We start from the raw sequence: 24,028 nt of genomic DNA on the forward strand, positions 1-24,028 counted from the left end.
ACTAATTCCTTTCTCTCAGCATGAGAAGCCGCAGCAGGTTTGCCAGCGCTGTGGCAAGTGCAGCCAGATAGGTCAAGGCCGCAGCAGACAACACTTTTCTCGCCCCTCTTGTCTCTTCTTCATAGGCGAGAATGCCCAGTCCCTCCATCTGTTTCATGGCCCGGCGGCTGGCATTGAGCTCCACCGGCAGAGTCACTGCGTGGAATACCACTACAGCGACGAAAAACAAGATACCGAGGTCCATGAGCAGACTGCCCCTGGCATAGTTTCCCCCATTGGCTATAATAATACCAATAATCATTAAAGGCCAGGACAGCATAGAAGCAAAGTTCACCACGGGTACAATGGTGTTGCGAATCTTCAGCGGCAGATAGAACTCTGCATGCTGAATGGCGTGACCAGATTCGTGAGCTGCAATGCTCACCGAAGCCACAGAGGGTTCGTTATACACCTTAGCCGACAGCCTCATGACCCGGCCTCTGGGATCATAATGATCAGAAAGGGTTCCTCCGGTCATTTCAATCCGCACATCCCGCAGCCCGTTGCTGTCGAGAATGATTCGCGCAGCCTGAGCTCCAGTCATATTCCGACTGTTGCGAACTCCCGCATATTTCCTGTACGCCCCGCTTACCCGGCCTTGGGCATAAATAGAAAAAATCATAGCGGGTATCAATAACAAAATCGTCCAATCATAATACCACATCTCTTACACCTCTAATCTACTTTTTCAAATTGCGCTCCCACATCTAAGTGGTTCCCCTTTAGATAATCGGACACCTTTACCCGCTTTTTCCCCGGTACCTGGATTTCCGTGACCAGCAGCGTACCCCCTCCTGCGGCCACCCGGATGCCTTCATTCGAGACCCCTAGAATAGTGCCAACTGCTTCTGTACTCTCTTCATTCAGAACCTCTGCACACCAAAACTTAATAATCTGCCCCTGGTAGGAACTATATGCTCCCGGCCAAGAATCCAGTCCCCGAATCAGCTGTTCGATTTCCTGCGGGTCCTTGGAAAAGTCCACTTCTCCGTCTTTCTTGAAAATCATGGCTGCATAAGTCGCTAAGTCATCCTGCTGCTTTTCTCTGCTGATATTTCCTTCTGCCAGATGAGGAAGCTGTTCAGCCAGAAGTTCTGCTCCCAGCTCCGCCATTTCATCGTGAAGCTTTGCCGCTGTCTTTTTTAAGATGGGTACAGTCTTTTTGGCAATCATATCTCCGGTATCTAAGCCTTCTTCCATATACATCAGCGTCACGCCGGTATACTTGTCCCCCGCCATGATGGCCCGCTGCATTGGAGCAGCTCCCCGCCAGCGGGGCAGCAGTGAGGCGTGGATATTAATACAGCCTAGTCGTGGCAAATGGATGATTTCAGGGGGCAGCAGTTTGCCATAAGCGGCTACCACAATCAAATCCGGTTCATAATCCTGAAGCAGCTGAAAAAATTCATCATTTCCCTTTATTTTCTCCGGCTGTAACACAGGGATTTCTAATTCCAACGCTTTTTCTTTCACCGGCGTAAACTGAATCTTTTTGCCCCGGTCTCTGGCTTTGTCCGGCTGGGTAACCACATAGCCGATTTCGTGCCCGCTGGCTGCCAATGCTACCAGACCCGGTACAGCAAATTCCGGCGTGCCCATGTAGACAGTTTTTAATTTATTCCTCTTCTGCATCCCGCACATCCTTTGCCTTGTCGGTGTATAGAATTCCGTCCAGGTGATCATTTTCATGACAGAAGGCTACTGCTTTAAAGCCTTCGGCTTCATGTACGACCTCCTTACCAAACCGATCTAGCCCTTTTATCTTTATATATTCTGGCCGTTCCACCATACCGATGAGGCCTGGCAGGCTCAGACAGCCCTCGTCCTCCCAAACAGCGCCTCTCGTTTCTATTATCTCAGGATTTATCATTTCTATTACATCGCCTTCTTCCACCTCGATAATAAACATCCTTTTGAGGATGCCCACCTGTGGAGCCGCAATGCCCACACCGTTGTAAGCCCGCATGGTTTCCAGCATATCATCTAATATAAGCCGGATTCTCTCATCTACTTCCGTTACCTCCCGGCATTTTTTTCTTAATATTTCATCGCCTTCTACGATAATGTTTCTTAAAGCCATCTTCAACCTCCAATATTTCAATTATTTCATCTTACAATTTATTTCATACAGCAATAGTCGTCCATTCAATATCTCTTTCTTGCAGCACCTACGCAAACTTCGTTTGCTACGCTGTCCGTTTTGCCATCAAAGTTTCTTCGAGCCGTTGGTCAAAAAGGCGATGCTGACTCACAATAGTAGCAATTATTATAACACAAAAACTGCCTAGTATAAACCAATTGGTCAATTTTTTTCTATCCCAGCATTTTCCACAATAGCTCCTTTTTAATAGGGATTTATGTCCACAGAAACAGAAAAAGGCACTTTTTTGCCGATGTTTACCGCCCGCTTAATCTTGTCCACCGCCCACAGGCAGGTTCCCCGCTTCCCTTTGGGGCATTTGATTAAAATACCATATCGGAAATGCTCTTTTTTGCTATTAATCAGCAGGGGTTGAGGCGGAAAAATTTGATGTTTAAATTCTTCTCCCAGCTCTCGCTCCAACGCGCCTAGCACTTGCTGGGCGCCATTTATACATACATTCTCTTTCGCTGCTGCCACGATGACCTGTACAATGTCGCTAAAAGGCGGGTACAACAGACTCTGTCGAACCATCAGCTCGGTGTGATAAAAGGCCTGGTAATCTTGCTGTGCAGCGGCTTGAATGCTGTAATGTTCCCCATTATAGGTCTGAATTACCACCTTGCCTTCCTTGTCTCCTCGTCCAGCCCGTCCTGCCGCCTGGGTGACCAGCTGAAAAGTAGTTTCCGCTGCCCGGTAGTCGGGAATGTTCAGAATCACATCGGCCGAAATGATGCCCACCAGGCCCACCTGCTTGAAATCCAAGCCCTTGGCCACCAGCTGAGTGCCGATGAGGATTTTGGTCTTCCCCTTTCGGAAATCGTTGATAATTTTGTCCACACTGCCCTTCAGGCGAATAGTGTCCAAGTCCAGCCGTCCGATGGGATAGTCCGGAAACAACTCTGCTGTGAATTCCTCCACCTTTTCTGTACCGGTGCCGAAGTGGCGGATGTATTTGCTGCCGCAATCAGGACAGGCAGTGGGCAGCGGTTCTGTTTTACCGCAGTAATGGCAGACCGCCCCCTGTTCCGCTTTGTGATAGGTCAACGCAATACCGCAGTCGGGGCATTTCATCACATAGCCGCATTCCCGGCAAGAGATGAAAGTAGAATAGCCTCTCCGGTTGAGAAAGAGGATGACTTGCTGCCCTTCCTCCAGGCAGGTTTTCATCTGCCCGTACAGGGCTGTGCTGAACATGGATTTATTGCCTGCTTTCAACTCCTGACGCATGTCTACCACTTCTACCATCGGCAGCGCTACCTGATTATAACGTTCTGTCAGTTCTACCCGCTTGTATATGCCTTGTTCTGCCCGATAGGTGGCGGATACCGATGGGGTTGCACTACCCAGCACCACCAGTCCGTCATAGCTTTTAGCCCGTTTGATAGCCACTTCTACCGTATCATATTTAGGCGCCATATCCGACTTATAGGTTGCTTCGTGCTCTTCATCCAGAATGATGATGCCGATATCCCTTAAAGGGGCGAAAACCGCTGACCTAGCCCCGATGACGATGCGGACTTGCCCGCTGCGAATCCGCACCCATTCATCATATCTCTCTCCTAGGGAAAGGCGGCTGTGCAGCACCGCAATCTGGTCCGGCCCAAATCGGCCGATAAAACGCTGAATGACCTGGGTAGTCAGCGAAATTTCCGGTACCAGCACAATTGCATTTCGCCCTTCTTCCAGAACAGAGTTGATTAACCGGATATAGAGCTCTGTTTTTCCGCTTCCAGTGATGCCGTGAATGAGAAAGATTTCATGCTGCTTGCTTTTGATATCCGGCTCCATGATGGCCATGGCTGCGGCCTGCTCACCAGTCAGCTGAGGCGGGAATCGCCCTTCCCCTTCCATGTCCTTGTAAGGCCGCCGCTCTTTGCCCCGCTTGGAGACACTGCCTGCCGGCGTAAAACAGTTGATTCCATCTATGTACCGACACAAATACCGCTTGCGCATCCAGCGGCAGGTGTCCATCATCTCCGTCGATAAACGAATCTCTTCGTCGACGCTCTCAATATATTTCAGTCCCTTGATTTCCTCTTCCAAATGATCCAGCACGTCAAAGACGTATCCCGTCCTAACACGGTTTCCCTTGGCAAAGGGTACCGTCACCTTACTGCCTACCTGGATATCGTCAAAATGGGAGCCATAGGTATATAAATTATCAGTATTATCATTTTTATTGTCAATCGCTACATTTACGTATTTCATAAATCTCCAACTCAGTCTTCAGCTCTAATCCCATTTGGAAAAACAGCATCCGCAGTAATTTTGGCGGTACAGTCCATATTCTCGGGATAATTCCACACTTCGCTGATAACCTGCTTTTTTCTTGAAATCCATGTCCAAAAACGAAAGAGCATATTTTAAGGACAGGTCTTTGCCGATTTTAGCAATCAACGGATAGTCCTTGTGGGGACTAACTGTCAAGGTGGTACCAAAGATAGAAAAGCCGTTGAGCCTAGCCTCTGCTGCCGCCCGCTCTAATCGCAGCTTAAAACAAACGGTACAGCGTTTGCCCCCTTCTGGTTCTTCCTCCAACCCCTGCACTGCCTGGAAAAATTCCTCCGGGAAAAACTCCCCTTCCGAAAAAGCTACTTTTTCTCCCTCTGGGGCCTGCTGATTATAGGATTCAATAAAGGACAGTTGGGTTTGCTTTCGCCGTTCGTATTCCTCTTGGTCTGTAATATTAGGATTGTAAAAAAACACAGTGATATCATAACTGCCCGCCAGCCGTTCCAGCACAGCGGTGCTGCAAGGTCCGCAGCAACTGTGAAGCAGCAACTTGGGCCGTTCCTCCATCCGGTCCTTCATATCCGACAGGAGGACCATTTCGGTTCCCTTAAAATATGATTCTGCCAGTTCTCCTGAAGGCCCGTTTTGTCTTTTATCTCTCATGCTTTCCTCCCATTTTGTTATCGTACTTATAAAGTTAATTATACCATAAATTTAACGCTCATAAAATTATTCTTCTGATTTGTGTTATAATGATTGCTACGATTAAATTTATCATACCTATAGTGAGGAGTTTTCATGAATACCACCACCTGCGGTCCCGACCTGCCCATTAACAGCATCGGCCAATATTTAAAAAATTATTTTGGAAAAAAGACAATTAAGCTCTCTTTGGATGGGGGCTTTACCTGCCCCAACCGAGATGGGAGCAAAGGCACCGGCGGCTGCATTTTCTGTTCTGCAGACGGCTCTGGAGACTTTGCCAGCAATATCGAAGATCAAATCAGACTACTGTCTGACAAATGGCCAGATAGCAACCATCTGGCCTATTTCCAGAATCATACCAACACCTATGCATCGGTTGCTGAGCTGAGGGAAAAATATGAGACGGCCCTAAATCATCCTGGCATCGCTGGTCTAGCCATCGCAACTCGGCCGGACTGCCTGTCGGAACCCATCTATGAGCTCCTCAGCGAAATCAATCAAAAGACCTTTCTCTGGGTAGAGCTGGGATTGCAAACTATCCATCAACAAACGGCAGAACGAATCAACCGCTGTTACTCCTTGGAGGTATACGACCAAGCCGTCAAAAGGCTCACCGAATTAGGCATACGCACGGTGGTACATGTAATCTTCGGCCTGCCTGGTGAATCCAAACAAGATATGCTGGATTCCATTCGCTATGTCTGCACCAGTCCCATCTTCGGCCTGAAAATACATATGTTGAATGTGGTAAAAGGTTCTCAGATGGAAACGTTGTATCCTGATTATACGTCGTTTTCCAGCATTGACGAATATGTCCAACTAGTAGCTGATGCGTTGGAACTCATACCGCCAGAAATTACCATTCATCGCATGAGCGCCGATGCCCCCAGACCCATCCTGATCTCTCCGGAATGGAGCTATCAAAAACGAACCATCTTAAACGGCATCCACCGAGAACTGCGAAAAAGAAATAGCTGGCAGGGAAAGAACTGCACCTAAATAAGATAAGTTTTTTACATCTAAAAATGGGAGTGCATTGCCACTCCCATTTCCTCTAATATCATTTTTTAATTCGGTTTACACAAGAGTCCCGCTTTATCTTCTTATGGCTCCAATCGTCCATCGTTATAATGCTTCCGGCACAAGGAAACATACATATCGTTGCCTCCTACCAGTACCTGCTCCCCCTGCTTGACAAACCTTCCATCCACTACCCGGGCGACCATAGTAGCCTTGCGTCCGCACCAGCAGATAGTTTTGATTTCTTCAATCTTATCTGCGTAAACCAGCATATAGTAAGACCCCTCAAACAGCTCATTTCTGAAATCATTTTTCAAGCCATAGGCCAAGACCGGCACATCGCAACTGTCTACAATTTCCACCAGCTCTTGAACGTGATGCTTCTTCAAAAACTGACATTCATCCACTAGTACACAGTCTACCTTTTCCTTGGTGTTTTCTGACAGGAACAATTCCAGGATATTGGTATCATCTGCCACCATGATGGCCTCCCGCTGGATGCCTATTCTTGAGGTAATCACACCTGCGCCATAGCGGTCGTCCACACTTGGAACCAAGGTCAGGACTCGCTTGCCCCGCTCTTCATAATTATATGCTACCTTGATCAGTTCAATAGACTTTCCCGCATTCATCGTACTGTATCGATAATAAAGCTGTGCCACGATCTGCCCTCCCCATAGTTCTCCATGTTCCTTCTTTAGTGTTGCGAAACTATTGCTATGCAATTCCGCTGCTCTTATCATTGTAATTGAAATTCCCGCTAAAATCAAATATAATTAGTGCTAGACAAATTGTTTTAGAGGAAGGATACAAAGGAAAGATGGAATTATTTTGGTTTATTGGAAAATGTGCGCTGATTGGTATCATCTGGGCGGCGCTTTTAATCCCCGTGCTCTTTGATAAGGGAGGTGCTTTTAAATATATCCTGGCTGTGGGTATCATCGGAGCGCTATGCTTCTTCTTTAAGAACTATAGTGCTTTGATTAATACTATGACTCTGATCGGTTTAGTGGCTCTGGTTATTGCCTTTATTTCCTCCATGGCTGTCTTCGATAAGGAATCCAAGGCTAAATCAAAAATCATTGCCTTTTCCTGCATCATAGCAGGCTTGTCTTATCTGGTGACGGTGCTGTTTTTCGACAGCGTGCATATTCTTTAAACGGTACATAACAAAAATACCTGTTCCTTGAACAATCAGGGAACAGGTATTTTTTAATGGTGCCCAGACTCGGAATCGAACCAAGGACACGAGGATTTTCAGTCCTCTGCTCTACCTACTGAGCTATCTGGGCAGGTTTCTTGAATAATAACACCATCTTACTTTTTAAAAAAATAACGTCATTCCGTTCTCAGCAGAAGACGTCTTGTTCTATCTATTCTTATGGTCGGGGTGGCAGGATTTGAACCCGCGGCCCACTGGTCCCAAACCAGTTGCGCTACCAAACTGCGCTACACCCCGATAGAAAACATTTCCCCCATCTCTGAAGAACTGCATAATAATTTAAATGGTGACCCATCGGAGACTCGAACCCCGGACACCTTGATTAAAAGTCAAGTGCTCTGCCGACTGAGCTAATGGGTCATATGGCTGGGGTAGCAGGACTTGAACCTACGAGTGACGGAGTCAAAGTCCGTTGCCTTACCACTTGGCTATACCCCAATCTCAAGGTCTTAGCATAATCGTCCATTGATTCATGGCAAATATTTTAAAAAAATGGTGAGCCCACAGGGATTCGAACCCCGGACACACGGCTTAGAAGGCCGTTGCTCTATCCAACTGAGCTATGAGCCCATAACATGATCCTCTTTGGAGCGGGTGATGAGAATCGAACTCACGCCATCAGCTTGGAAGGCTGAGGTTCTACCATTGAACTACACCCGCAAAAGTTGGAGCGGAAGACGAGATTCGAACTCGCGACCCTCGCCTTGGCAAGGCGATGCTCTACCCCTGAGCCACTTCCGCATATTACTTTTTACTATTTAATTGGTCGAGGGTGGTGGATTCGAACCACCGAAAGCTCAGCTAACGGATTTACAGTCCGCCCCCTTTGGCCACTCGGGAAACCCTCGATATTTTGTCAAGTCTACCAAACTTTTTTTGTTTGGAGCTGGTGGAGGGAATCGAACCCCCAACCTGCTGATTACAAATCAGCTGCTCTACCGTTGAGCCACACCAGCCTACCTAGCTTGCTTTATTTTAATGGCGACCTGGATCGGGCTCGAACCGACGACCTCCAGCGTGACAGGCTGGCATTCTAACCAACTGAACTACCAGGCCATTTGTAATTTGGTGGGCGTTATAGGGCTCGAACCTATGACCCTCTGCTTGTAAGGCAGATGCTCTCCCAGCTGAGCTAAACGCCCAAATCACTTGCTGTTTCAGTATTTAATTGCTTGGCACATTTATACATGTTACATGATTTGTCATTGTTTGTCAATACTTTTTTAAAATTTTATCTATTTTTTATTTTTTTCAAACAATTTGAGTATTTATGGCCATTTTATCAGCACCCTTTGGGAAAAAAATAGCCTCTCGGACTAAGTCTGCAAGAAGCTACTTTTCAAATGGTGCCCAGACTCGGAATCGAACCAAGGACACGAGGATTTTCAGTCCTCTGCTCTACCTACTGAGCTATCTGGGCATGTGTGTGTAATGGTGGGCCATCAGGGACTTGAACCCCGGACCTGCCGGTTATGAGCCGGATGCTCTGACCAACTGAGCTAATGGCCCCTATGTAACATAACGGTTAATGGTCGGGGTGGCAGGATTTGAACCCGCGGCCCACTGGTCCCAAACCAGTTGCGCTACCAAACTGCGCTACACCCCGTAGCTATGATAATAAAGAAAAAAATGGCAGGGGTAGTAGGACTTGAACCCACGGCGCATAGTTTTGGAGACTATCGCTCTACCAACTGAGCTATACCCCTATAAAATATATGGCGGAGAAGATGGGATTCGAACCCATGCGGCCCTTACGAACCCTAACGGTTTAGCAAACCGTCCTCTTTAGCCTACTTGAGTACTTCTCCATTTTATATTTAATGGCGGAGAGGGTGGGATTCGAACCCACGGTCCCTTTCGGAATCACTGGTTTTCAAGACCAGCTCCTTAAACCACTCGGACACCTCTCCATATGAGTTCTACTTTTTTTCATCTTATTTAATTAAATTGGTGACCCATCGGAGACTCGAACCCCGGACACCTTGATTAAAAGTCAAGTGCTCTGCCGACTGAGCTAATGGGTCATAATTCTTGAAATGGTGAGCCCACAGGGATTCGAACCCCGGACACACGGCTTAGAAGGCCGTTGCTCTATCCAACTGAGCTATGAGCCCATAACATGATCCTCTTTGGAGCGGGTGATGAGAATCGAACTCACGCCATCAGCTTGGAAGGCTGAGGTTCTACCATTGAACTACACCCGCAAAAGTTGGAGCGGAAGACGAGATTCGAACTCGCGACCCTCGCCTTGGCAAGGCGATGCTCTACCCCTGAGCCACTTCCGCATATTACTTTTTACTATTTAATTGGTCGAGGGTGGTGGATTCGAACCACCGAAAGCTCAGCTAACGGATTTACAGTCCGCCCCCTTTGGCCACTCGGGAAACCCTCGATATTTTGTCAAGTCTACCAAACTTTTTTTGTTTGGAGCTGGTGGAGGGAATCGAACCCCCAACCTGCTGATTACAAATCAGCTGCTCTACCGTTGAGCCACACCAGCCTACCTAGCTTGCTTTATTTTAATGGCGACCTGGATCGGGCTCGAACCGACGACCTCCAGCGTGACAGGCTGGCATTCTAACCAACTGAACTACCAGGCCATTTGTAATTTGGTGGGCGTTATAGGGCTCGAACCTATGACCCTCTGCTTGTAAGGCAGATGCTCTCCCAGCTGAGCTAAACGCCCAAATCACTTGCTGTTTCAGTATTTTTATCTACTTGACACATTTACTTATATTACACTATCTGGCATTGTTTGTCAACCACTTTTTATCAGAAATTTACTTTCCTTTTTCTTAAAAAGTTGGCTCCAAGGGTGGGGCTCGAACCCACAGCCTATCGGTTAACAGCCGAGTGCTCCACCATTGAGCTACCTTGGAACGCCCTTGCTAACGAACAACATTCATTAGCGACGATATTTATCTTAGCATAGCCCCATTCATATGTCAAACACTTTTTTACAATTTCTTATCGCTTTTTATGATTTTTTCAAAGGCCTGCTTCTTTTAGAAGGTCAGGCCTGCTCTAAAGGCACCGAAGTCAGCTCAGTACCCTCTTCCAGAAATACGCCAGTGCCACTTGTCAGGTCAGAAACAAGACCTTTTAATTCCGCTTCCTTTTCCGGCTCTGCTGCCAAAATAACTCGCACCGCCTCTTCATAAAACACCTGATTAATTTGAAAAATACCAGTGGAAGCCAGGTTTTGCAGTTTGCTCAAATAGGTATAATCCAGCTTTACCTGAGCCACATACATATCCTTTACCGCACAAATTCCAGCTTCCGCCAGCCCCAACTTAGCAGAACTGGTATAAGCACGGACTAGGCCGCCAGTCCCCAGCTTAACCCCGCCAAAGTAGCGTGTCACCACCACCACCAGGTTGGTCAGCCCTTCTTTTACCAGCATTTGAACCATAGGTGCCCCTGAAGTGCCCTGAGGTTCCCCATCGTCACTGGCCCACTGAATTTGAAATTGATCCCCAATGACCATAGCTGGTACATTATGCGTAGCATCCCTGTGCTTAGCCCGGATTTCTGCCAAGAAAACATCCGCCTCGTCTTTAGAGCTCACCGGACGCACATAAGCAATGAAACGGGACCGATCGATAATCTGCTCCGCCTGTGCTTCTCGCTGTATTGTCTTATATCGTATCATATTGCTTCAACCTGCCATAATCAGCTTGGTCTAGTTCTACCTCAAAGACAGTGCCTTCCTCTGTGTAATCCATAGAAATCACCTTGGCTTTTTCACATAAGTAAGAGGTGATATCTCCCCGATCATAAGGGATGACCAGTCTGGCCCGTATCCAATCAGAAAACAGTTTTTCTCGAATCACTTGCAGCACCTGCTCAAAATTATCTCCCCTCTTGGCAGAAATACAGATGTGCTCCTGTTCTGTCATAGGCAAGTCTTGGCCTTGCAGCAAATCAATTTTATTGTATACTAGTACCCTTTCCTGATCCCCGGCTCCAATCTCCTCCAGCACCTTGTCCGTAACAGCAATGTGAAAATCATTAGCCTCATAGGACACATCTACCACGTGGAGCAGCAAGTCCGCATATAAAACCTCTTCTAGGGTAGCTTTAAAAGCCCTCACCAGGGAATGGGGCAGCTTGCTGACAAATCCTACTGTATCAATGAGGACAAACTCTTCATTTTTATCCAGCTTAAAACTCCGCTGCGCCGTATCCAATGTAGCAAAGAGCATATCTTTCTCTAAAACCGTCTTTTCTTCTCGGTCCACGCCCTCCAGCAATCGGTTCATAATTGCAGACTTACCCGCATTCGTGTAGCCTACCAGCGCAACGATAGGCAGTCCGGACCGCTGCCGTTGAGCACGCTGTACATTTCGAGTTCCCTTCAACTCCTCCAGCTCTGCCCGAATGTCATCTAGCCGCCGTTGTACGTGACGCCTGTCCGTCTCCAGCTTCTTTTCCCCCGGACCTCTAGTGCCAATACCTCCCCCCAGCCGGGACAGGCTTTTACCAAACCCCAGCAGCCGAGGCAGCCGGTATTGCAGCTGTGCCAGCTCTACTTGCAGTTTTCCCTCCCGGGATATCGCTCGATCCGCGAAGATGTCCAAAATCAGAATCGTCCGGTCAATAACGCGGACCCCTAAAGAATCTTCTAGGTTCCGCAGCTGCATGCCTGAAAGCTCATCGTTAAAAATGACCGTGTCTGCCCCCATATTTCCGCACAGCTCCGCTAGTTCCTCCACTTTACCCTTTCCGATAAAGGTTGCGCTGTTAGGCCGTTCCATATTCTGCGTCATACGCCCCAGCACCTGCACGCCAGCAGCTTCCGCCAGCCCCGCCAGCTCCTCCATGGAATAGTGAATATCCTCTTTCAGCTGAGCACCTACCAGAATAGCCTGATATTCTTCCTGCTGAATGACCTGGTTATCTTCCGTAAATTTTACTGTCATGTATTTTATACCACACTTTCTCACTGCTTATAAATCTCTGGTTCTGCCCATTATTTTTGGTCGCCAGAATTCATACCGTCCAGAATCTCCTCCTTCGGCACGTTTACGTAACTGTTAGGAACCTTCCCCAAGATAACCGCTTCAGATACTAATACTACATTGCGCACCTCCATAGTACGGGAAGAGAAGGGCGCCATGATCTTCACCTTGCTGGTCAGCGACAGGTATACTTTGTATTTAGTCTGATTGATTCCCTGAGACTCAAATTCGCTCAAAAACTCAATATTAGCTACGCTGATAGGAAGAACCTTCAAATCCACATAAAGATCGGCCTGAGACATCAATTGACTGCCCAGGATGGTCCCTAAAGGCACCTTCATGGTGGTGGGTTCCATTTCCCGGTACCGCTGCTTAATCTCCTTGCCCAGCTCCGCCGCCAAAATATTCATCGCGATGGTGTTGGATTGCACCAGTTCTATACTTCCCTCTTGGTCGGTATTTATAATTAAAAGCTCCTCTGCCTTCGAAGAATCCTTAAAAAATTGCTGGAAGGTCGCTTCGTTTATAGCGTAGGTGACCATTTCTTTGGCTTTAATTTCTGCCAGAGATTGAATAGATGGCTGTACCACCTTTACCACCTTCCACCCCAGCCCACCAGCCATGCCTGAAAACAGAAGCAGCACAAGTATCCAACTCAGCCATCCCCTTTTTTTCTTTTCACATGCCTTGAACCTTTTGGAAGAACGCCATCCAAGCATAAAAAACACCTCCGAACAGATATAGTCATCATATGCTGAACGGAGGCAATCTGTGTCAAATGGATTTTTACATATCTAATTTTCCCAGTTCTTCGTAGAATTTTGGGTTTAAAATCTTGATATGAGTTCCCTTCATTCCCAGGGAACGGGATTCAATAACGCCAGCACTCTCCAGTTTTCTCAGCGCATTGACGATAACGGAACGGGTAATACCGGAACGATCTGCAATCTTACTGGCCACCAAAAGGCCTTCGTTTCCATCCAGTTCGGCGAAAATCTGCTGTACGGCCTCGATCTCCGAGTAAGACAGCGTACCGATTGCCATCTGCACGATAGATCTCATCCGTTCTTCCTCTTCGAATTCTAACGTCTTTCTTCTCTGAATCTCCAACCCTACTACCGTAGCGCCATACTCGCCCAAGGCCAGGTCTTCATTGCTGAACTCCGGCTCATATCTGGTGCAAATTAAGGTGCCCCATCGTTGGCCGCCCCCTAGAATAGGAATGATTGTGTGGAGCTTATCGTAGGTATCATAGTCATACTTAAAGACTTCCAGTGCTTCCTCCGCCTTCAGGTTAGCCTCCGTAGAGGTAATCCGCAGCAGAGCCTCGTTGTATTCCCGGGGGAATTTTTCCACACCGGTCTCCGGTTCGGTAATAGTGGAACTATCGGATTTAATCTTGTAATGAACCCCTAAAACCTTGCCCCGCACATTGGCGATATATACATTGGCTTCCATCATGTCACTCAATATATTGCAAAGCTCATCAAAAGAAAATGCCCCTGTCGGACTCTCTTGTAGCACCCAATTCAATTTTCTGATCTTGCTTAAAAAATCTTTCTCTAACACGTTTCTCTTTCTCCTTCTATATCTAATTATATCTGTCATCTATCAGCCAACCCAAGCAGAAAAACTGCTCATCGGTAAACTCTCGCCAAGAAACCACAAGTCTATGCCTTGTAAATTTCTGCAATATTTTAAGGCTCTTTAAAGCCTATTTTCCATGTTAATATATATTATATCTTTTTCCTAAAAGAATCAAGCTATTATTTTGACTTTTCTAAAAACTGTTTATTTTACAAACAATTTAGTAAAATACCTAAGTTTTTTGGTAAAAAAACAGATTGGCTACCTAAAAGATATACCAATCTGCTCATTTCTGTCAAGATTAAAGAATAAATTTGTCTATATCGTCCTCATGTATCTTCTCTACAAATTTCTCGTTTACGTAGCACTTGTCGATGATAATCTCTTCTTCCTCCATCTCCGGAATGTTGAAAGAGATGTCCTCCAGCAGTTTTTCCATGATGGTGTGAAGTCTTCTGGCACCAATGTTTTCTGTCTGCTCGTTCATCAAAAATGCCATGGTAGCAATTTCTTCCACAGAATCCTCTGTAAAGGTAATTTTGATACCTTCCGTCTCCAGAAGCATCTTGTGCTGTTTCAGCAAAGCGTTCTCCGGCACAGTCAAGATTTTCACAAAAGAATCTTTTGTCAAGTTTTGCAGCTCTACCCGAATCGGGAAACGTCCCTGGAGCTCTGGAATCAAATCTGTCGGTTTAGACGTGTGAAAAGCACCTGCACCGATGAAAAGCACATGGTCTGTCTTCACTGGCCCGTATTTAGTATTGACCACACTGCCTTCTACGATAGGAAGGATGTCTCGCTGAACACCCTCTCTGGACACATCAGCCCCGGATTTATAACTGGATCCTGAAGCAATTTTATCGATTTCATCAATAAAGATAATGCCATTCTGCTCCGCATTTTCCAGCGCTTCCTCTGTCACCTGATCCATATCAATCAAGTTCTGGGCTTCTTCCTCCCGCAGGATTTTCTTGGCATCCTTAACTTTTACCTTTTTCTTTTTCTTCTTCGGCGGTACCATATCCCCAAAGATATTGCCGATGGCGATACTCATGCCTTCATTTCCTAGGTCTAAAGCATTATTTTTAGGTGCTTCGCTGACCTGAATTTCAATATACTGTTCCTCCAGCATGCCATCTCGCAGCTGCTGGCGAACCTGCTCCCTGGCCAGCTCAATGTCATTCTTGTCATCCCCAGATAAGGTCTCCTCCTGCTCCAGCTGAGGCTTCTGCTGGAAGCCGCCTCCCAGGATGAAATCAAAGGGGCTTTTCACGCCTCCTGCTCCACCAGAAGATTTCTTCTTTCCAGGAATGATGGCCTCAATAATCTTTTCTTCGGCAATCTCCTCAGCAATGGAATATTTTTCCTGAAGACGGTTCTGCTTAGTAATGCGGATAGATGCTTCTACCAAGTCCCGAACCATGGAGTCTACATCTCTTCCCACATAACCCACTTCTGTAAACTTAGTAGCTTCTACCTTTACAAAGGGAGCATCCATCAATTTAGCCAGCCGACGAGCGATTTCTGTTTTACCACAGCCGGTAGGTCCAATCATGAGAATATTCTTCGGTGTAATCTCCTCCCGCATTTCGTCCGGCAGCAGATTTCTCCGATACCTGTTCCGCAGGGCAATGGCCACTGATTTTTTGGCCTCGTCCTGACCGATAATATATTTATCCAGTTCCGCCACAATCTGTTTCGGCGTCATGTTGTACAATTCTCCCATGTTTTCCTACCTCCTACAGCTTTTCTACAGAAATATTATCGTTCGTATAAACACAGATGGAAGACGCAATCTTCAGGGACTCTCTCACGATATTTTCCGCATCCATCTCCGTGTGATTGAAGAGCGCATTAGCCGCCGCATAAGCATAGTTTCCACCTGAACCAATAGCGATGAAATCCTGATCCGGCTCGATAACCTCTCCGTTTCCGGATATGAGGAGCATGCTCTCCTTATCTACCGCAATCATCAACGCTTCCAGATTTCGCATGGCCCGGTCGGACCGCCAGAGCTGGGCTAAAGCTACCGCTGCTTTTTTTAGATTGCCGGAATGTTCTTCCAGCTTCTTTTCAAATTTTTCTGTCAGGGAAAACGCATCTGATACAGAACCTGCAAATCCTGTAATTACAGAGTTCTTGTAGATTTTCCGAACTTTCTTCGCCTTATGTTTCATCACCGTGGTCTCGCCCATAGTAACCTGGCCGTCTCCTCCGATGCAAATGTCATTTTCTCCTCGTCTTACTGCTACGATTGTCGTTGCATGAAATTGTGTCATCTAACCTTCCCTCTCTTTCGTTATATTACTCTTTATACCCGCATTCACTGTTTGAACACGCCAAAGAAGTAGTTTTTGTCTTTTTCTCTAACAACAGTGACCCGCACTGAGGGCACTTCTGATTCGTGGGCTTACTCCAGAAAACTTGATTGCACTCTGGATAGCCGCTGCAACCATAAAACATCCGCCCATTTTTGCCTCTTCTTGCCACAATATCTTTGCCGCACTTCGGGCATTGAGCATCAATCTTGGTAATGATTGGCTTGGTATTTTTGCATTCCGGATAGCCAGTACAGGCGATGAAATCACCAAATCGTCCGCTCTTTTTCGCCATGGGCTTGCCGCACAGCTCACACATGTCACCAGTAAGTTCGTCCTCCAGCTTAACCTTTTCAATCTCTTTGTCAGCCACCTCTAACTCTACTTTTAAAATCTCATAAAAATCGCTGACAATCTGTTTCCAGTTGAGATTTTTTATTTCGATGTCATCCAAGCGATCTTCCAGCTCTGCTGTAAATCCAACATCCACGATTTCTTTAAAATACTTTTCCATGAGTTCAGTGACGATAAAGCCCAGGTCCGTAGGAAGTAAAGATTTCTTCTCTCTGGAAACGTATTTCCGCTCCATGATGGTGCCGATAATCGGCGCGTACGTGCTGGGCCGACCAATATTTTTTTCTTCCAAGTCCTTCACCAGGCTAGCCTCCGTATAGCGGGCAGGAGGCTGCGTAAAGTTTTGGTCACATTGTAATTCCAGCAGGTTTAACTTCTGTCCCGGCACCAACTCAGGCAGCATCTTTTCGTTGCCATCCTCTCCGCCATCCTGGTAAACCCGTAGATACCCGTCAAATTTCAACTTGGAGCCATTGGCTTTTAACGTATAATCGCCATTTTCAATCTCTACCGCCATGGAATCATATACCGCCGCTGCCATCTGACTAGCCATGAACCGAGACCAGATTAACTTGTACAGATTGTACTGGTCCTTGCTCAAGGAATCCTTGATTTCATCTGGGACTAACTCAATATAGCTGGGACGAATGGCTTCATGGGCATCCTGCACATCTTTCTTCTTGTTAGAGAACACATGGTTTGTATAATATTCTGGGCCATACCGCTGACTGATAAATTCTTTAGCGGCTCCCTTGGCCTCATCAGAAATTCGCACGGAATCGGTACGGATATAGGTTACTAAACCGATGGTACCGTGTCCTTTTACCTCTACGCCTTCGTACAGCTGTTGAGCAATCATCATCGTTCTTTTGGTATAAAATCCCAGTTTGTTGGCCGCATCCTGTTGAAGACTACTAGTAGTGAAAGGGGCATAAGGCCGCTTATTCCGCTCCTTCTTATCCACCTTTTTTACCATATAATCGTGGGCATTTAAAGCTGACACCACCACATCTGCTTCTTCCTTGTTGTCTACGGTAATTTTCTTGCCTAAATGCTCAATGAGCTTGGCTGTAAATTTCTTTTTTTCGGCAGGCTTTCCGCCTGCTGCAAGCTCCGTTAAAAGAGCTGCAATATTCCAGTATTCTACCGGTTTAAAGTTTCGGATTACATTTTCTCGGTCGCAAATCATCTTTAGTGCTGCCGACTGCACTCGGCCTGCACTGAGGCCTCGGCGAATCTTCCGCCACAGGAGCGGGCTGATCTGATACCCTACCAATCGATCCAGAACTCGACGAGCCTGCTGCGCATCTACCAGCTTGGTATCAATATTTCTTGGATTCTTCACCGCTGTCTGAATGGCGTTCTTTGTAATTTCATTAAAAACAATCCGGCACGCATTCTCCGGATCAATTCCCAAAAGGTGTGCGATATGCCAGGAAATTGCTTCGCCTTCTCGGTCCGGGTCAGTTGCCAGATAGATTTTATCGGCCTTTTTGGCTTCCTGCCGCATGGCTTTAATTACGTCGCCTTTGCCTCGTATGGCTATATATTGAGGGTCAAAATTGTTTTCGATGTCAATCCCCAGCTTGCTTTTAGGCAAATCCCGAACATGCCCTACAGAAGCCACTACCTTATATCTGCTTCCTAAAAATTTTCCTATTGTCTTTGCTTTGGACGGTGATTCCACAATCACCAGGTTCTTAGCGCCTGCCATATATCATTCCTCCTGGGAAGTTTTTTTCTTCATATATTATTATCCCTATTCAAAACATGATTATATTTCTATTTTCATCAGTTTGCAATAAAAATTTTCCCAAGAGCCGAGTAAACCACTCCTTTCATTTCTAAAATGGTCAGCAGTGAATTCACTTCCCACACCTTCATACCCAACGTGCGGCACAACGAGTCTACCGTTACTTCTCCACCTTGGCAAACCGCCTCCACCATCCGCTGTTCTTCAACCCCCAACCCCGATATCCGCTGTTGCTGATCTTTTTTAGGAAGCCCTAGCACGTCAAAAATATCGTCAATAAAAGCCAGTGGATAAGCGCCGTCTTGAATTAGTTTATTGGTGCCAATCGAATAAAAACTGTTAATATTTCCAGGCAAGGCGAAAACTTGACGGCCCTGCTCCACCGCCCGCTCTGCCGTAATCAGTGAGCCGCTGTTGACTCCTGCCTCTACGATAACCGTAGCCAGAGACAGACCACTGATAATCCGGTTTCGTTGTGGGAAAGTATACCGGCTGCCGGGAACCCCCGGCGGGTACTCTGACAGCAGCAAGCCCTTTTTTCCAATCTCATTGCGCAGATTCCGATTAAAAGCTGGAAAGCAGATATCAATCCCACAACCCAGCACGGCCACCGTAGCGCCTCCTGCGGCCAAGGCTCCCTTGTGGCTGATGGAATCAATTCCAGCCGCCATACCGCTGACCACCACTAACCCGCTGGCTGCCAGCCGTCTGCTGATTTCTTCAGCCGCCCATCCACCATAAGGGGACGCCTTTCTGGAACCCACCACGGACACCGCCTCCCGAGAGGCTAACTGCAAATCGCCTATATAATACAGCTTCTCCGGCGGATCTTTGATAAGCCGCAGTTGTGCCGGATAATCCTCTGAATCAAATTCTACCACCCCAATTTTCCTCGTTTCGTCCATATGAATTCCCCTTTCTTCACAAACTTCCGCCCGCTCCATGCCGATCCATCGTCCGGTAACTCAGTGCTTCGGCCACGTGGGCCGTCTGAATCTGAGAACTGCCTTGAAGGTCGGCAATGGTGCGGGCTATTTTCAGGATGCGGCTATAAGCTCTGGCGCTAAGACCATAGGCCTTAAAGGCAGTTTCCATCAACTGCTTACCGTCCTGGTCCAGCTGGCAGTGGCGTCGAATCAACGTTGGGGAAAGTTGTCCGTTGAGCAAGACAGCAGAATCCCCTTGATTCCTTCTGGACTGACTGTCTGCTTCTGTCTCGTATCGCTCTCGCTGCCGCCTTCGAGCCGCTTCTACTTGACTTCGCATATCAGCTGAACTGACAACAGGCGGTCCGCTCTCACTCCGGGACAGCGCTTGACAGTCCACTGGCAGCACCTTGACATGAAGGTCAATTCGGTCCAGCAGCGGACCAGACAGCTTGTCCATATATCGATGGATCTGAGCAGAAGAACAGGTGCACTGATGAAGCGGGCTGCCGAAATAGCCACAGGGACAAGGGTTACTGGCAGCCACCAGCATAACTTGACTGGGAAAGGTAAAGTTTCCGTTTACCCGTGCGATAGTCACCTGGTTGTCTTCTAAGGGCTGCCTCAGCATTTCTAAAACCCGCTTGCTGAACTCCGGCAATTCATCTAAGAATAGCACCCCTCTGTGGGCCAAGGAGATTTCTCCCGGCGATGGCCGACTGCCGCCACCAATCAGCGCTGCCCCGGACACGGTGTGATGAGGCGCTCGAAAAGGTCTTTGCTGAATTAAGGGCAGTTCTCGGGACAAATGGCCACCTACACTGTAAATCTTGGTCACATCCAGGCATTCTTCATAGGTCATCTCTGGCAGCACGGTCGCCATCCGCTTGGCAATCATAGACTTCCCCGAGCCCGGCGGCCCCATGAGCAGCATGCCGTGTCCCCCAGCACAGCAGATGGTTACAGCCCGCTTCACCCTCTCTTGACCTAGCACATCGGCGTAATCCAACTCGTAGATGCCCTTTATCCCCGCTGCAAGCTCTCTCTTTTGGTTTTCTCTTATGAGCATCCCCCCGCCGAAGTGAGCAACCAGCTGACTTAAATCCGCTGCGGGATACAGACGGATTCCTTGAACTAAGGAGGCCTCTGCTAGATTGTCTTCCGGCAGAATCACCCGTTCTATGCCTCTTTCTTTCAGCCCTAATACCAGGGGCAGAGCTCCGTCCACCCGATTGATACTGCCGGTGAGGGACAACTCCCCCAGAAAGGCGTATTCTTTCAAATGTCCAGTCTCTAAGATCCCCGTGGAGATCAGTATACCTACAGCGATGGGGAGGTCGAAATGGCTGCCTTCTTTTCTGGTGTTAGCAGGAGAAAGGTTGACCGTAATCCGCTTAGAGGGGAAGGCGTATCCAGAGTTAATAATAGCACTGCGGATACGCTCCTTCGCTTCCCGGACTGTTATATCTGGCAGCCCCACCATGGTCAAGGTCGGAAGCCCTGGTGACAGGTCGGTTTCCACGGTAACCAGCTCGGCCTCCAACCCATGAAGCACCGCCGTATATACAGTTGACAGCATATTTACCTCCTTTTCTTAAAAAGCATTTTCTGTATGCCGAATATAGGCTTTTTCTCCCTGATATAGGATTTCCACTACGTCGATTCGCTGATCGATATGGCTCATATTATTTTTCAGCAAATAAAAACCTGCCACTCGACGGATATGTAGTTGCTTGGTCTTTGTTACCGCCTCGCAAGGCAACCCATACGTCTGGCTACTTCGAGTCTTTACCTCCACAAAGACCAAAATACGTCCGGTGCAGGCAATGATGTCGATTTCCCCCATCCGGCAGCGGAAATTCCGCTCCAATACGTGGTACCCTTTATTTTTTAAGTAGTTTGCTGCAATTTCTTCCCCCTGTGCACCTAAGCTCATCTATATTCTCCTTCCTTCTCTCAACATAAACTCCCAGACACCTTCGCCTTAACGTTTTTCTATATTTTATATTTATTGTAATTATTTGTCAATATAGCCCATAAAAAATACTTTGGGATTCCAAAGTATTTTATTTTTTCTATATATTCTTAGGCCCTATAATCATTGTCATGATTCTGCCTTCAAGAGTAGCATTCTTCTCAACAACTCCCACTTCCTTTACGGACTCGGCAAATCTTGAAAAAACTTCTAAGCCATCTGTTGCATATTTTTGTTGCCTGCCCTTAAAGCGGAGGCTTACTTTTATTTTATTTCCTTGTAATAGAAATTTTTGAGCATTTTTACTTTTTACCTCTAAATCGTGGTCGCCAATCCCAGCAGATATCCTCACTTCCTTGAGGGTTACAGTCTTCTGGTTTTTCTTTGCTTCTTTCTCTTTTTTAGCCTGTTCATATATGTTTTTATTGTAGTCAATAATTTTGCATACCGGTGGAACCGCATTCGGCGAAATTTCTACTAAATCGAGATCTTTATCTGATGCCAATTTTAATGCCTCTGAAACAGGCACGATTCCTAACATGGTGCCGTCTGTGTCCACAAGCCGAATCTCATTATTGTTGATTTCCTCATTAATGCGTATGTTCTTTTTGTTATTAATATTAAATACCTCCTATTAATCCTTAAAGATACCTCTGTGAGGCCCTTTGGCTCTCATGACCTGGCATTTAAGGTACAGCTGCTTCTGAAATCTAGCAAATATCAGCATTTCATCCATATTTTCTAGATTACAAATAAAAGTGGACTATTAAATCCACTTTTATTGCTTGAAATAAACATTATTATTAATATCTATTGCCGTTATTTCTCTGTTGTTTTCTTGCTCTTCTGCATTCAGCACATCTTTGTGGTTCGTTATCAAATCCCTTTTCTTTGTAGAATTCCTGCTCACTTTCAGTAAACGTGAATTCTGTTCCGCAATCTTTACATACAATTGTCTTGTCAGCCATAACACTAACCTCCTTTGTTTTATTTGGGCTCTCAAAATCAGAGACATCTCTCTCGAAATAAATCAAAGAAGTGTTGTCAAAAATAAATTAACCCGTTATTGATAATGCTCTTATTTACCTTTACAAGTATAATATAATTAACATTATTAAACAAGAGTATTTTAAATTTTTTAATTTTTCTAATTTTAAATAGAAGTAGTCCTAACGTTATCCGCGTTGTCTCCTTAAGTTATGTAATCTTTTCTTCAGCCCTTTCCCAAAGCAAATTTCCTGATGGCTTCTGCCACCCCGTCCTGATCATTGGTACCAGTTATATAGCCTGCCCGCTGCTTCACCGCCTCTTCGGCATTGCCCATAGCCACAGCCAAGCCAGCTACCTCCAGCATTGCCTCGTCGTTGTGACTGTCTCCGCAGGCCATCATCTGGTTTATGTGAATCCCCAGCCTTTCACACAGCGCTTTCAGGGCAGATGCCTTGCTGGTGGTAGCTCCTCCAATCTCAATATTCCGCTGGGAAGAGCTGGTGACCGTTATGTCTCTCAGTTTCAAAAGCTTTTCCCGCATGTGGCGCCTCTCTTGCAAATCCGTAAAATTAATATTTATATTCTCCACAAGATTTTTGTTCCTAATCATCATATCCATGACCCCTACATGGGGCTTTCTGGTTCGCCGCACGTAGCTCATATGGCTGTCGGAAAGGCCTACCTTCTCCAGATTCTCAAAAATATGCTGTTCCACGTAAGCGCGGCCCCGAATAAAGACCTCAATCATGAATTTTTCTTGACTTAAAACTCGGTGTACCTGTTCCAGCGCCAAGGCATCAATGTAATTTTCATAAACCAGCACATCTCGTTGCAATTCAGTGATAGCAGCTCCATTGGAGGTGATAACGTACTCCACTCCAGGCAGGTCCGCTACCTCCTCTGGAAGAGAGCACCGGGCCCGGCCTGTAGCGATAACAACATGAATGCCCTGGTTTGCTGCCTGTACCAGTGTTTCTCTGGTGACCGTTGTCAGCTTTCCTTGACTGTTCAAGGTCGTGCCGTCTAAATCCAATGCAATCAGCTTAATCATCTTTACTCCCCTACTATTGCTAAAAATTCCTGGTTGTACCGTCGGACAAACTTCATGTTACATGAATCCCCATGTCCAGGATAAATGGTAATATCATTTTCCCACTTGTCAATAATCTCCCGAATAGAGTTTTCCATCTTTTCCGGGGAGCCATCCTTTAAATCGGTTCGTCCTAAATCCACATTGAAAATCGTGTCTCCTGTAAAGACCAGCTTGCTCTTTTGGGCATAGAAGCAAACCCCGCCCTCTGTATGGCCAGGGGTATGGATAACCCGCAGTTCTTCTTCATCCAAATCTAGTATCATACCGTCTTCCATAATCACATCTACCGTTCCCTTGTACATACCCAGGTCCCCCCAGTGCATGTATACGGGGCAGTCCGTCAGTTCCCGCAGTCGCGCCACGGCTCCGGTATGGTCATAATGGTGGTGAGTCAGCAAAATGCCTTTGATGGACAGTTTCAATTCCTTCATCTGCTTGACAAACTTTTCTGCATTATAGCCGGGATCTATAACAAAGCAGCTGCCGCCGCTCTTTTGAAAGATAATATAGCCATTGCTCTCTAAATTGCCGCCGACAATTCGTTTCATTTTCATACTTATACCTCTTCCTATACATATTAATACTGGAATCACTCTTTATTCTAGACTATTTTCAAATATCTTGCAAATAAATGTTGCCAAAACTGCTGGAAGTGATACAATAGTTCTTACTACTGTGGAGGCAGTAGCATTTTAAGTGCCTTCACGGGC

Annotated in this window: 22 protein-coding genes and 26 tRNA genes; 2 read left to right on the forward strand and 46 right to left on the reverse strand. The window is 46.5% G+C overall.

Features of this window, described 5'->3' with window-relative positions; all coding sequences use genetic code 11:
• Position 1 precedes the first annotated feature (1 nt).
• The 5 genes from Ami103574_RS11740 to Ami103574_RS11760 all read right to left on the reverse strand — a co-directional run bounded on the left by Ami103574_RS11740 (position 2) and on the right by Ami103574_RS11760 (position 5,077).
• Positions 2-703: a zinc metallopeptidase gene (locus tag Ami103574_RS11740; RefSeq protein ID WP_163067197.1), complete on the reverse strand. Its 702-nt coding sequence runs from the start codon at positions 701-703 to the stop codon at positions 2-4.
• An 11-nt stretch (positions 704-714) separates the two neighbouring features.
• Positions 715-1,671: a methionyl-tRNA formyltransferase gene (fmt, locus tag Ami103574_RS11745; RefSeq protein ID WP_163067198.1), complete on the reverse strand. Its 957-nt coding sequence runs from the start codon at positions 1,669-1,671 to the stop codon at positions 715-717.
• Positions 1,655-2,119 (reverse strand): peptide deformylase, encoded by a 465-nt coding sequence (gene def, locus Ami103574_RS11750; protein WP_163067199.1) that lies wholly within the window; start codon positions 2,117-2,119, stop codon positions 1,655-1,657. Before def ends, fmt begins: the two co-directional genes overlap by 17 nt.
• A 264-nt stretch (positions 2,120-2,383) precedes the next feature.
• Entirely contained in the window at positions 2,384-4,390 is a 2,007-nt protein-coding gene (priA, locus tag Ami103574_RS11755) for a replication restart helicase PriA (protein ID WP_163067200.1), read from the reverse strand.
• Between the two features lie 24 nt (positions 4,391-4,414).
• Positions 4,415-5,077, reverse strand: coding sequence for an epoxyqueuosine reductase QueH (locus tag Ami103574_RS11760; RefSeq protein ID WP_246213139.1), 663 nt, complete (start codon positions 5,075-5,077; stop codon positions 4,415-4,417).
• 135 nt (positions 5,078-5,212) lie between these two features.
• Between Ami103574_RS11760 and Ami103574_RS11765 the strand changes: the two genes are divergently transcribed.
• Positions 5,213-6,118: a TIGR01212 family radical SAM protein gene (locus tag Ami103574_RS11765; RefSeq protein ID WP_163067201.1), complete on the forward strand. Its 906-nt coding sequence runs from the start codon at positions 5,213-5,215 to the stop codon at positions 6,116-6,118.
• A 104-nt stretch (positions 6,119-6,222) separates the two neighbouring features.
• Here the strand turns inward: Ami103574_RS11765 and Ami103574_RS11770 are convergent, their stop codons facing one another.
• Positions 6,223-6,801 (reverse strand): thymidine kinase, encoded by a 579-nt coding sequence (locus tag Ami103574_RS11770; protein WP_163067202.1) that lies wholly within the window; start codon positions 6,799-6,801, stop codon positions 6,223-6,225.
• A 158-nt stretch (positions 6,802-6,959) separates the two neighbouring features.
• Between Ami103574_RS11770 and Ami103574_RS11775 the strand changes: the two genes are divergently transcribed.
• Positions 6,960-7,298 carry a hypothetical protein gene (locus Ami103574_RS11775; protein WP_163067203.1) on the forward strand — a complete coding sequence of 113 codons (339 nt, stop codon included), beginning with the start codon at positions 6,960-6,962 and terminating at the stop codon, positions 7,296-7,298.
• A gap of 57 nt (positions 7,299-7,355) precedes the next feature.
• On the opposite strand, the gene Ami103574_RS11780 is transcribed toward Ami103574_RS11775, so the two are convergent.
• The 40 genes from Ami103574_RS11780 to Ami103574_RS11975 all read right to left on the reverse strand — a co-directional run bounded on the left by Ami103574_RS11780 (position 7,356) and on the right by Ami103574_RS11975 (position 23,872).
• A tRNA-Phe gene (locus Ami103574_RS11780) sits at positions 7,356-7,431 on the reverse strand.
• 90 nt (positions 7,432-7,521) lie between these two features.
• Positions 7,522-7,598, reverse strand: a tRNA-Pro gene (locus Ami103574_RS11785).
• Positions 7,599-7,645: 47 nt separating this feature from the next.
• Positions 7,646-7,721, reverse strand: a tRNA-Lys gene (locus Ami103574_RS11790).
• A gap of 3 nt (positions 7,722-7,724) precedes the next feature.
• A tRNA-Gln gene (locus Ami103574_RS11795) sits at positions 7,725-7,799 on the reverse strand.
• Between the two features lie 55 nt (positions 7,800-7,854).
• Positions 7,855-7,931, reverse strand: a tRNA-Arg gene (locus tag Ami103574_RS11800).
• Between the two features lie 16 nt (positions 7,932-7,947).
• Positions 7,948-8,021, reverse strand: a tRNA-Gly gene (locus tag Ami103574_RS11805).
• Positions 8,022-8,027: 6 nt separating this feature from the next.
• Positions 8,028-8,102: transfer RNA gene (locus Ami103574_RS11810), tRNA-Gly, on the reverse strand.
• 22 nt (positions 8,103-8,124) lie between these two features.
• Positions 8,125-8,209: transfer RNA gene (locus tag Ami103574_RS11815), tRNA-Tyr, on the reverse strand.
• Between the two features lie 33 nt (positions 8,210-8,242).
• Positions 8,243-8,317 (reverse strand) — tRNA-Thr (locus tag Ami103574_RS11820).
• Positions 8,318-8,340: 23 nt separating this feature from the next.
• Positions 8,341-8,417: transfer RNA gene (locus tag Ami103574_RS11825), tRNA-Asp, on the reverse strand.
• Positions 8,418-8,427: 10 nt separating this feature from the next.
• A tRNA-Val gene (locus Ami103574_RS11830) sits at positions 8,428-8,503 on the reverse strand.
• 202 nt (positions 8,504-8,705) lie between these two features.
• A tRNA-Phe gene (locus tag Ami103574_RS11835) sits at positions 8,706-8,781 on the reverse strand.
• A gap of 12 nt (positions 8,782-8,793) precedes the next feature.
• Positions 8,794-8,870, reverse strand: a tRNA-Ile gene (locus Ami103574_RS11840).
• Between the two features lie 20 nt (positions 8,871-8,890).
• Positions 8,891-8,967: transfer RNA gene (locus Ami103574_RS11845), tRNA-Pro, on the reverse strand.
• 24 nt (positions 8,968-8,991) lie between these two features.
• Positions 8,992-9,067 (reverse strand) — tRNA-Trp (locus Ami103574_RS11850).
• Positions 9,068-9,077: 10 nt separating this feature from the next.
• Positions 9,078-9,169, reverse strand: a tRNA-Ser gene (locus tag Ami103574_RS11855).
• Positions 9,170-9,182: 13 nt separating this feature from the next.
• Positions 9,183-9,271: transfer RNA gene (locus Ami103574_RS11860), tRNA-Ser, on the reverse strand.
• A gap of 38 nt (positions 9,272-9,309) precedes the next feature.
• Positions 9,310-9,385, reverse strand: a tRNA-Lys gene (locus tag Ami103574_RS11865).
• Positions 9,386-9,398: 13 nt separating this feature from the next.
• Positions 9,399-9,475: transfer RNA gene (locus Ami103574_RS11870), tRNA-Arg, on the reverse strand.
• A 16-nt stretch (positions 9,476-9,491) separates the two neighbouring features.
• A tRNA-Gly gene (locus Ami103574_RS11875) sits at positions 9,492-9,565 on the reverse strand.
• 6 nt (positions 9,566-9,571) lie between these two features.
• A tRNA-Gly gene (locus Ami103574_RS11880) sits at positions 9,572-9,646 on the reverse strand.
• A 22-nt stretch (positions 9,647-9,668) separates the two neighbouring features.
• Positions 9,669-9,753 (reverse strand) — tRNA-Tyr (locus Ami103574_RS11885).
• Between the two features lie 33 nt (positions 9,754-9,786).
• A tRNA-Thr gene (locus Ami103574_RS11890) sits at positions 9,787-9,861 on the reverse strand.
• Between the two features lie 23 nt (positions 9,862-9,884).
• A tRNA-Asp gene (locus Ami103574_RS11895) sits at positions 9,885-9,961 on the reverse strand.
• A gap of 10 nt (positions 9,962-9,971) precedes the next feature.
• Positions 9,972-10,047, reverse strand: a tRNA-Val gene (locus tag Ami103574_RS11900).
• 118 nt (positions 10,048-10,165) lie between these two features.
• A tRNA-Asn gene (locus Ami103574_RS11905) sits at positions 10,166-10,240 on the reverse strand.
• Between the two features lie 134 nt (positions 10,241-10,374).
• Complete coding sequence (locus tag Ami103574_RS11910) at positions 10,375-11,013, reverse strand: YigZ family protein (protein ID WP_163067204.1); 639 nt, start codon at positions 11,011-11,013, stop codon at positions 10,375-10,377.
• Positions 11,000-12,283, reverse strand: a complete 1,284-nt coding sequence (gene hflX / locus Ami103574_RS11915; protein ID WP_163067205.1) for a GTPase HflX — start codon at positions 12,281-12,283, stop codon at positions 11,000-11,002. The genes Ami103574_RS11910 and hflX overlap by 14 nt, the downstream gene beginning before the upstream one ends.
• A gap of 50 nt (positions 12,284-12,333) precedes the next feature.
• Positions 12,334-13,041: a sporulation protein YunB gene (gene yunB / locus Ami103574_RS11920; protein ID WP_163067206.1), complete on the reverse strand. Its 708-nt coding sequence runs from the start codon at positions 13,039-13,041 to the stop codon at positions 12,334-12,336.
• A 67-nt stretch (positions 13,042-13,108) separates the two neighbouring features.
• Positions 13,109-13,891, reverse strand: coding sequence for a GTP-sensing pleiotropic transcriptional regulator CodY (gene codY / locus Ami103574_RS11925; RefSeq protein WP_246213140.1), 783 nt, complete (start codon positions 13,889-13,891; stop codon positions 13,109-13,111).
• A 319-nt stretch (positions 13,892-14,210) separates the two neighbouring features.
• On the reverse strand, positions 14,211-15,635 hold the full coding sequence (gene hslU / locus Ami103574_RS11930) for an ATP-dependent protease ATPase subunit HslU (protein ID WP_207710497.1): 1,425 nt from the start codon (positions 15,633-15,635) through the stop codon (positions 14,211-14,213).
• A gap of 13 nt (positions 15,636-15,648) precedes the next feature.
• Complete coding sequence (gene hslV / locus Ami103574_RS11935) at positions 15,649-16,188, reverse strand: ATP-dependent protease subunit HslV (protein ID WP_163067208.1); 540 nt, start codon at positions 16,186-16,188, stop codon at positions 15,649-15,651.
• Between the two features lie 25 nt (positions 16,189-16,213).
• Positions 16,214-18,295, reverse strand: a complete 2,082-nt coding sequence (topA, locus tag Ami103574_RS11940; protein ID WP_163067209.1) for a type I DNA topoisomerase — start codon at positions 18,293-18,295, stop codon at positions 16,214-16,216.
• Between the two features lie 77 nt (positions 18,296-18,372).
• A complete protein-coding gene (gene dprA / locus Ami103574_RS11945) occupies positions 18,373-19,239 on the reverse strand; it encodes a DNA-processing protein DprA (protein ID WP_163067210.1) in 867 nt (288 codons plus the stop codon).
• Between the two features lie 16 nt (positions 19,240-19,255).
• Positions 19,256-20,839, reverse strand: a complete 1,584-nt coding sequence (locus tag Ami103574_RS11950; protein WP_163067211.1) for a YifB family Mg chelatase-like AAA ATPase — start codon at positions 20,837-20,839, stop codon at positions 19,256-19,258.
• Between the two features lie 15 nt (positions 20,840-20,854).
• Positions 20,855-21,196: a YraN family protein gene (locus Ami103574_RS11955; protein ID WP_163067212.1), complete on the reverse strand. Its 342-nt coding sequence runs from the start codon at positions 21,194-21,196 to the stop codon at positions 20,855-20,857.
• A 139-nt stretch (positions 21,197-21,335) separates the two neighbouring features.
• The gene (gene infC, locus Ami103574_RS11960; RefSeq protein ID WP_207710545.1) at positions 21,336-21,854 is read right to left on the reverse strand and encodes a translation initiation factor IF-3; all 519 of its coding nucleotides are present in this window, start codon (positions 21,852-21,854) and stop codon (positions 21,336-21,338) included.
• Positions 21,855-22,038: 184 nt separating this feature from the next.
• Entirely contained in the window at positions 22,039-22,203 is a 165-nt protein-coding gene (locus tag Ami103574_RS11965; RefSeq protein WP_163067213.1) for a zinc-ribbon domain-containing protein, read from the reverse strand.
• Positions 22,204-22,448: 245 nt separating this feature from the next.
• Positions 22,449-23,276, reverse strand: a complete 828-nt coding sequence (locus Ami103574_RS11970; RefSeq protein ID WP_163067214.1) for an HAD family hydrolase — start codon at positions 23,274-23,276, stop codon at positions 22,449-22,451.
• Between the two features lie 2 nt (positions 23,277-23,278).
• Positions 23,279-23,872: an MBL fold metallo-hydrolase gene (locus tag Ami103574_RS11975; protein ID WP_163067215.1), complete on the reverse strand. Its 594-nt coding sequence runs from the start codon at positions 23,870-23,872 to the stop codon at positions 23,279-23,281.
• Positions 23,873-24,028 lie beyond the last annotated feature (156 nt).

Origin of the sequence: Aminipila butyrica, from assembly GCF_010669305.1 — a bacterium.
GTDB classification, from domain to species: domain Bacteria; phylum Bacillota; class Clostridia; order Peptostreptococcales; family Anaerovoracaceae; genus Aminipila; species Aminipila butyrica.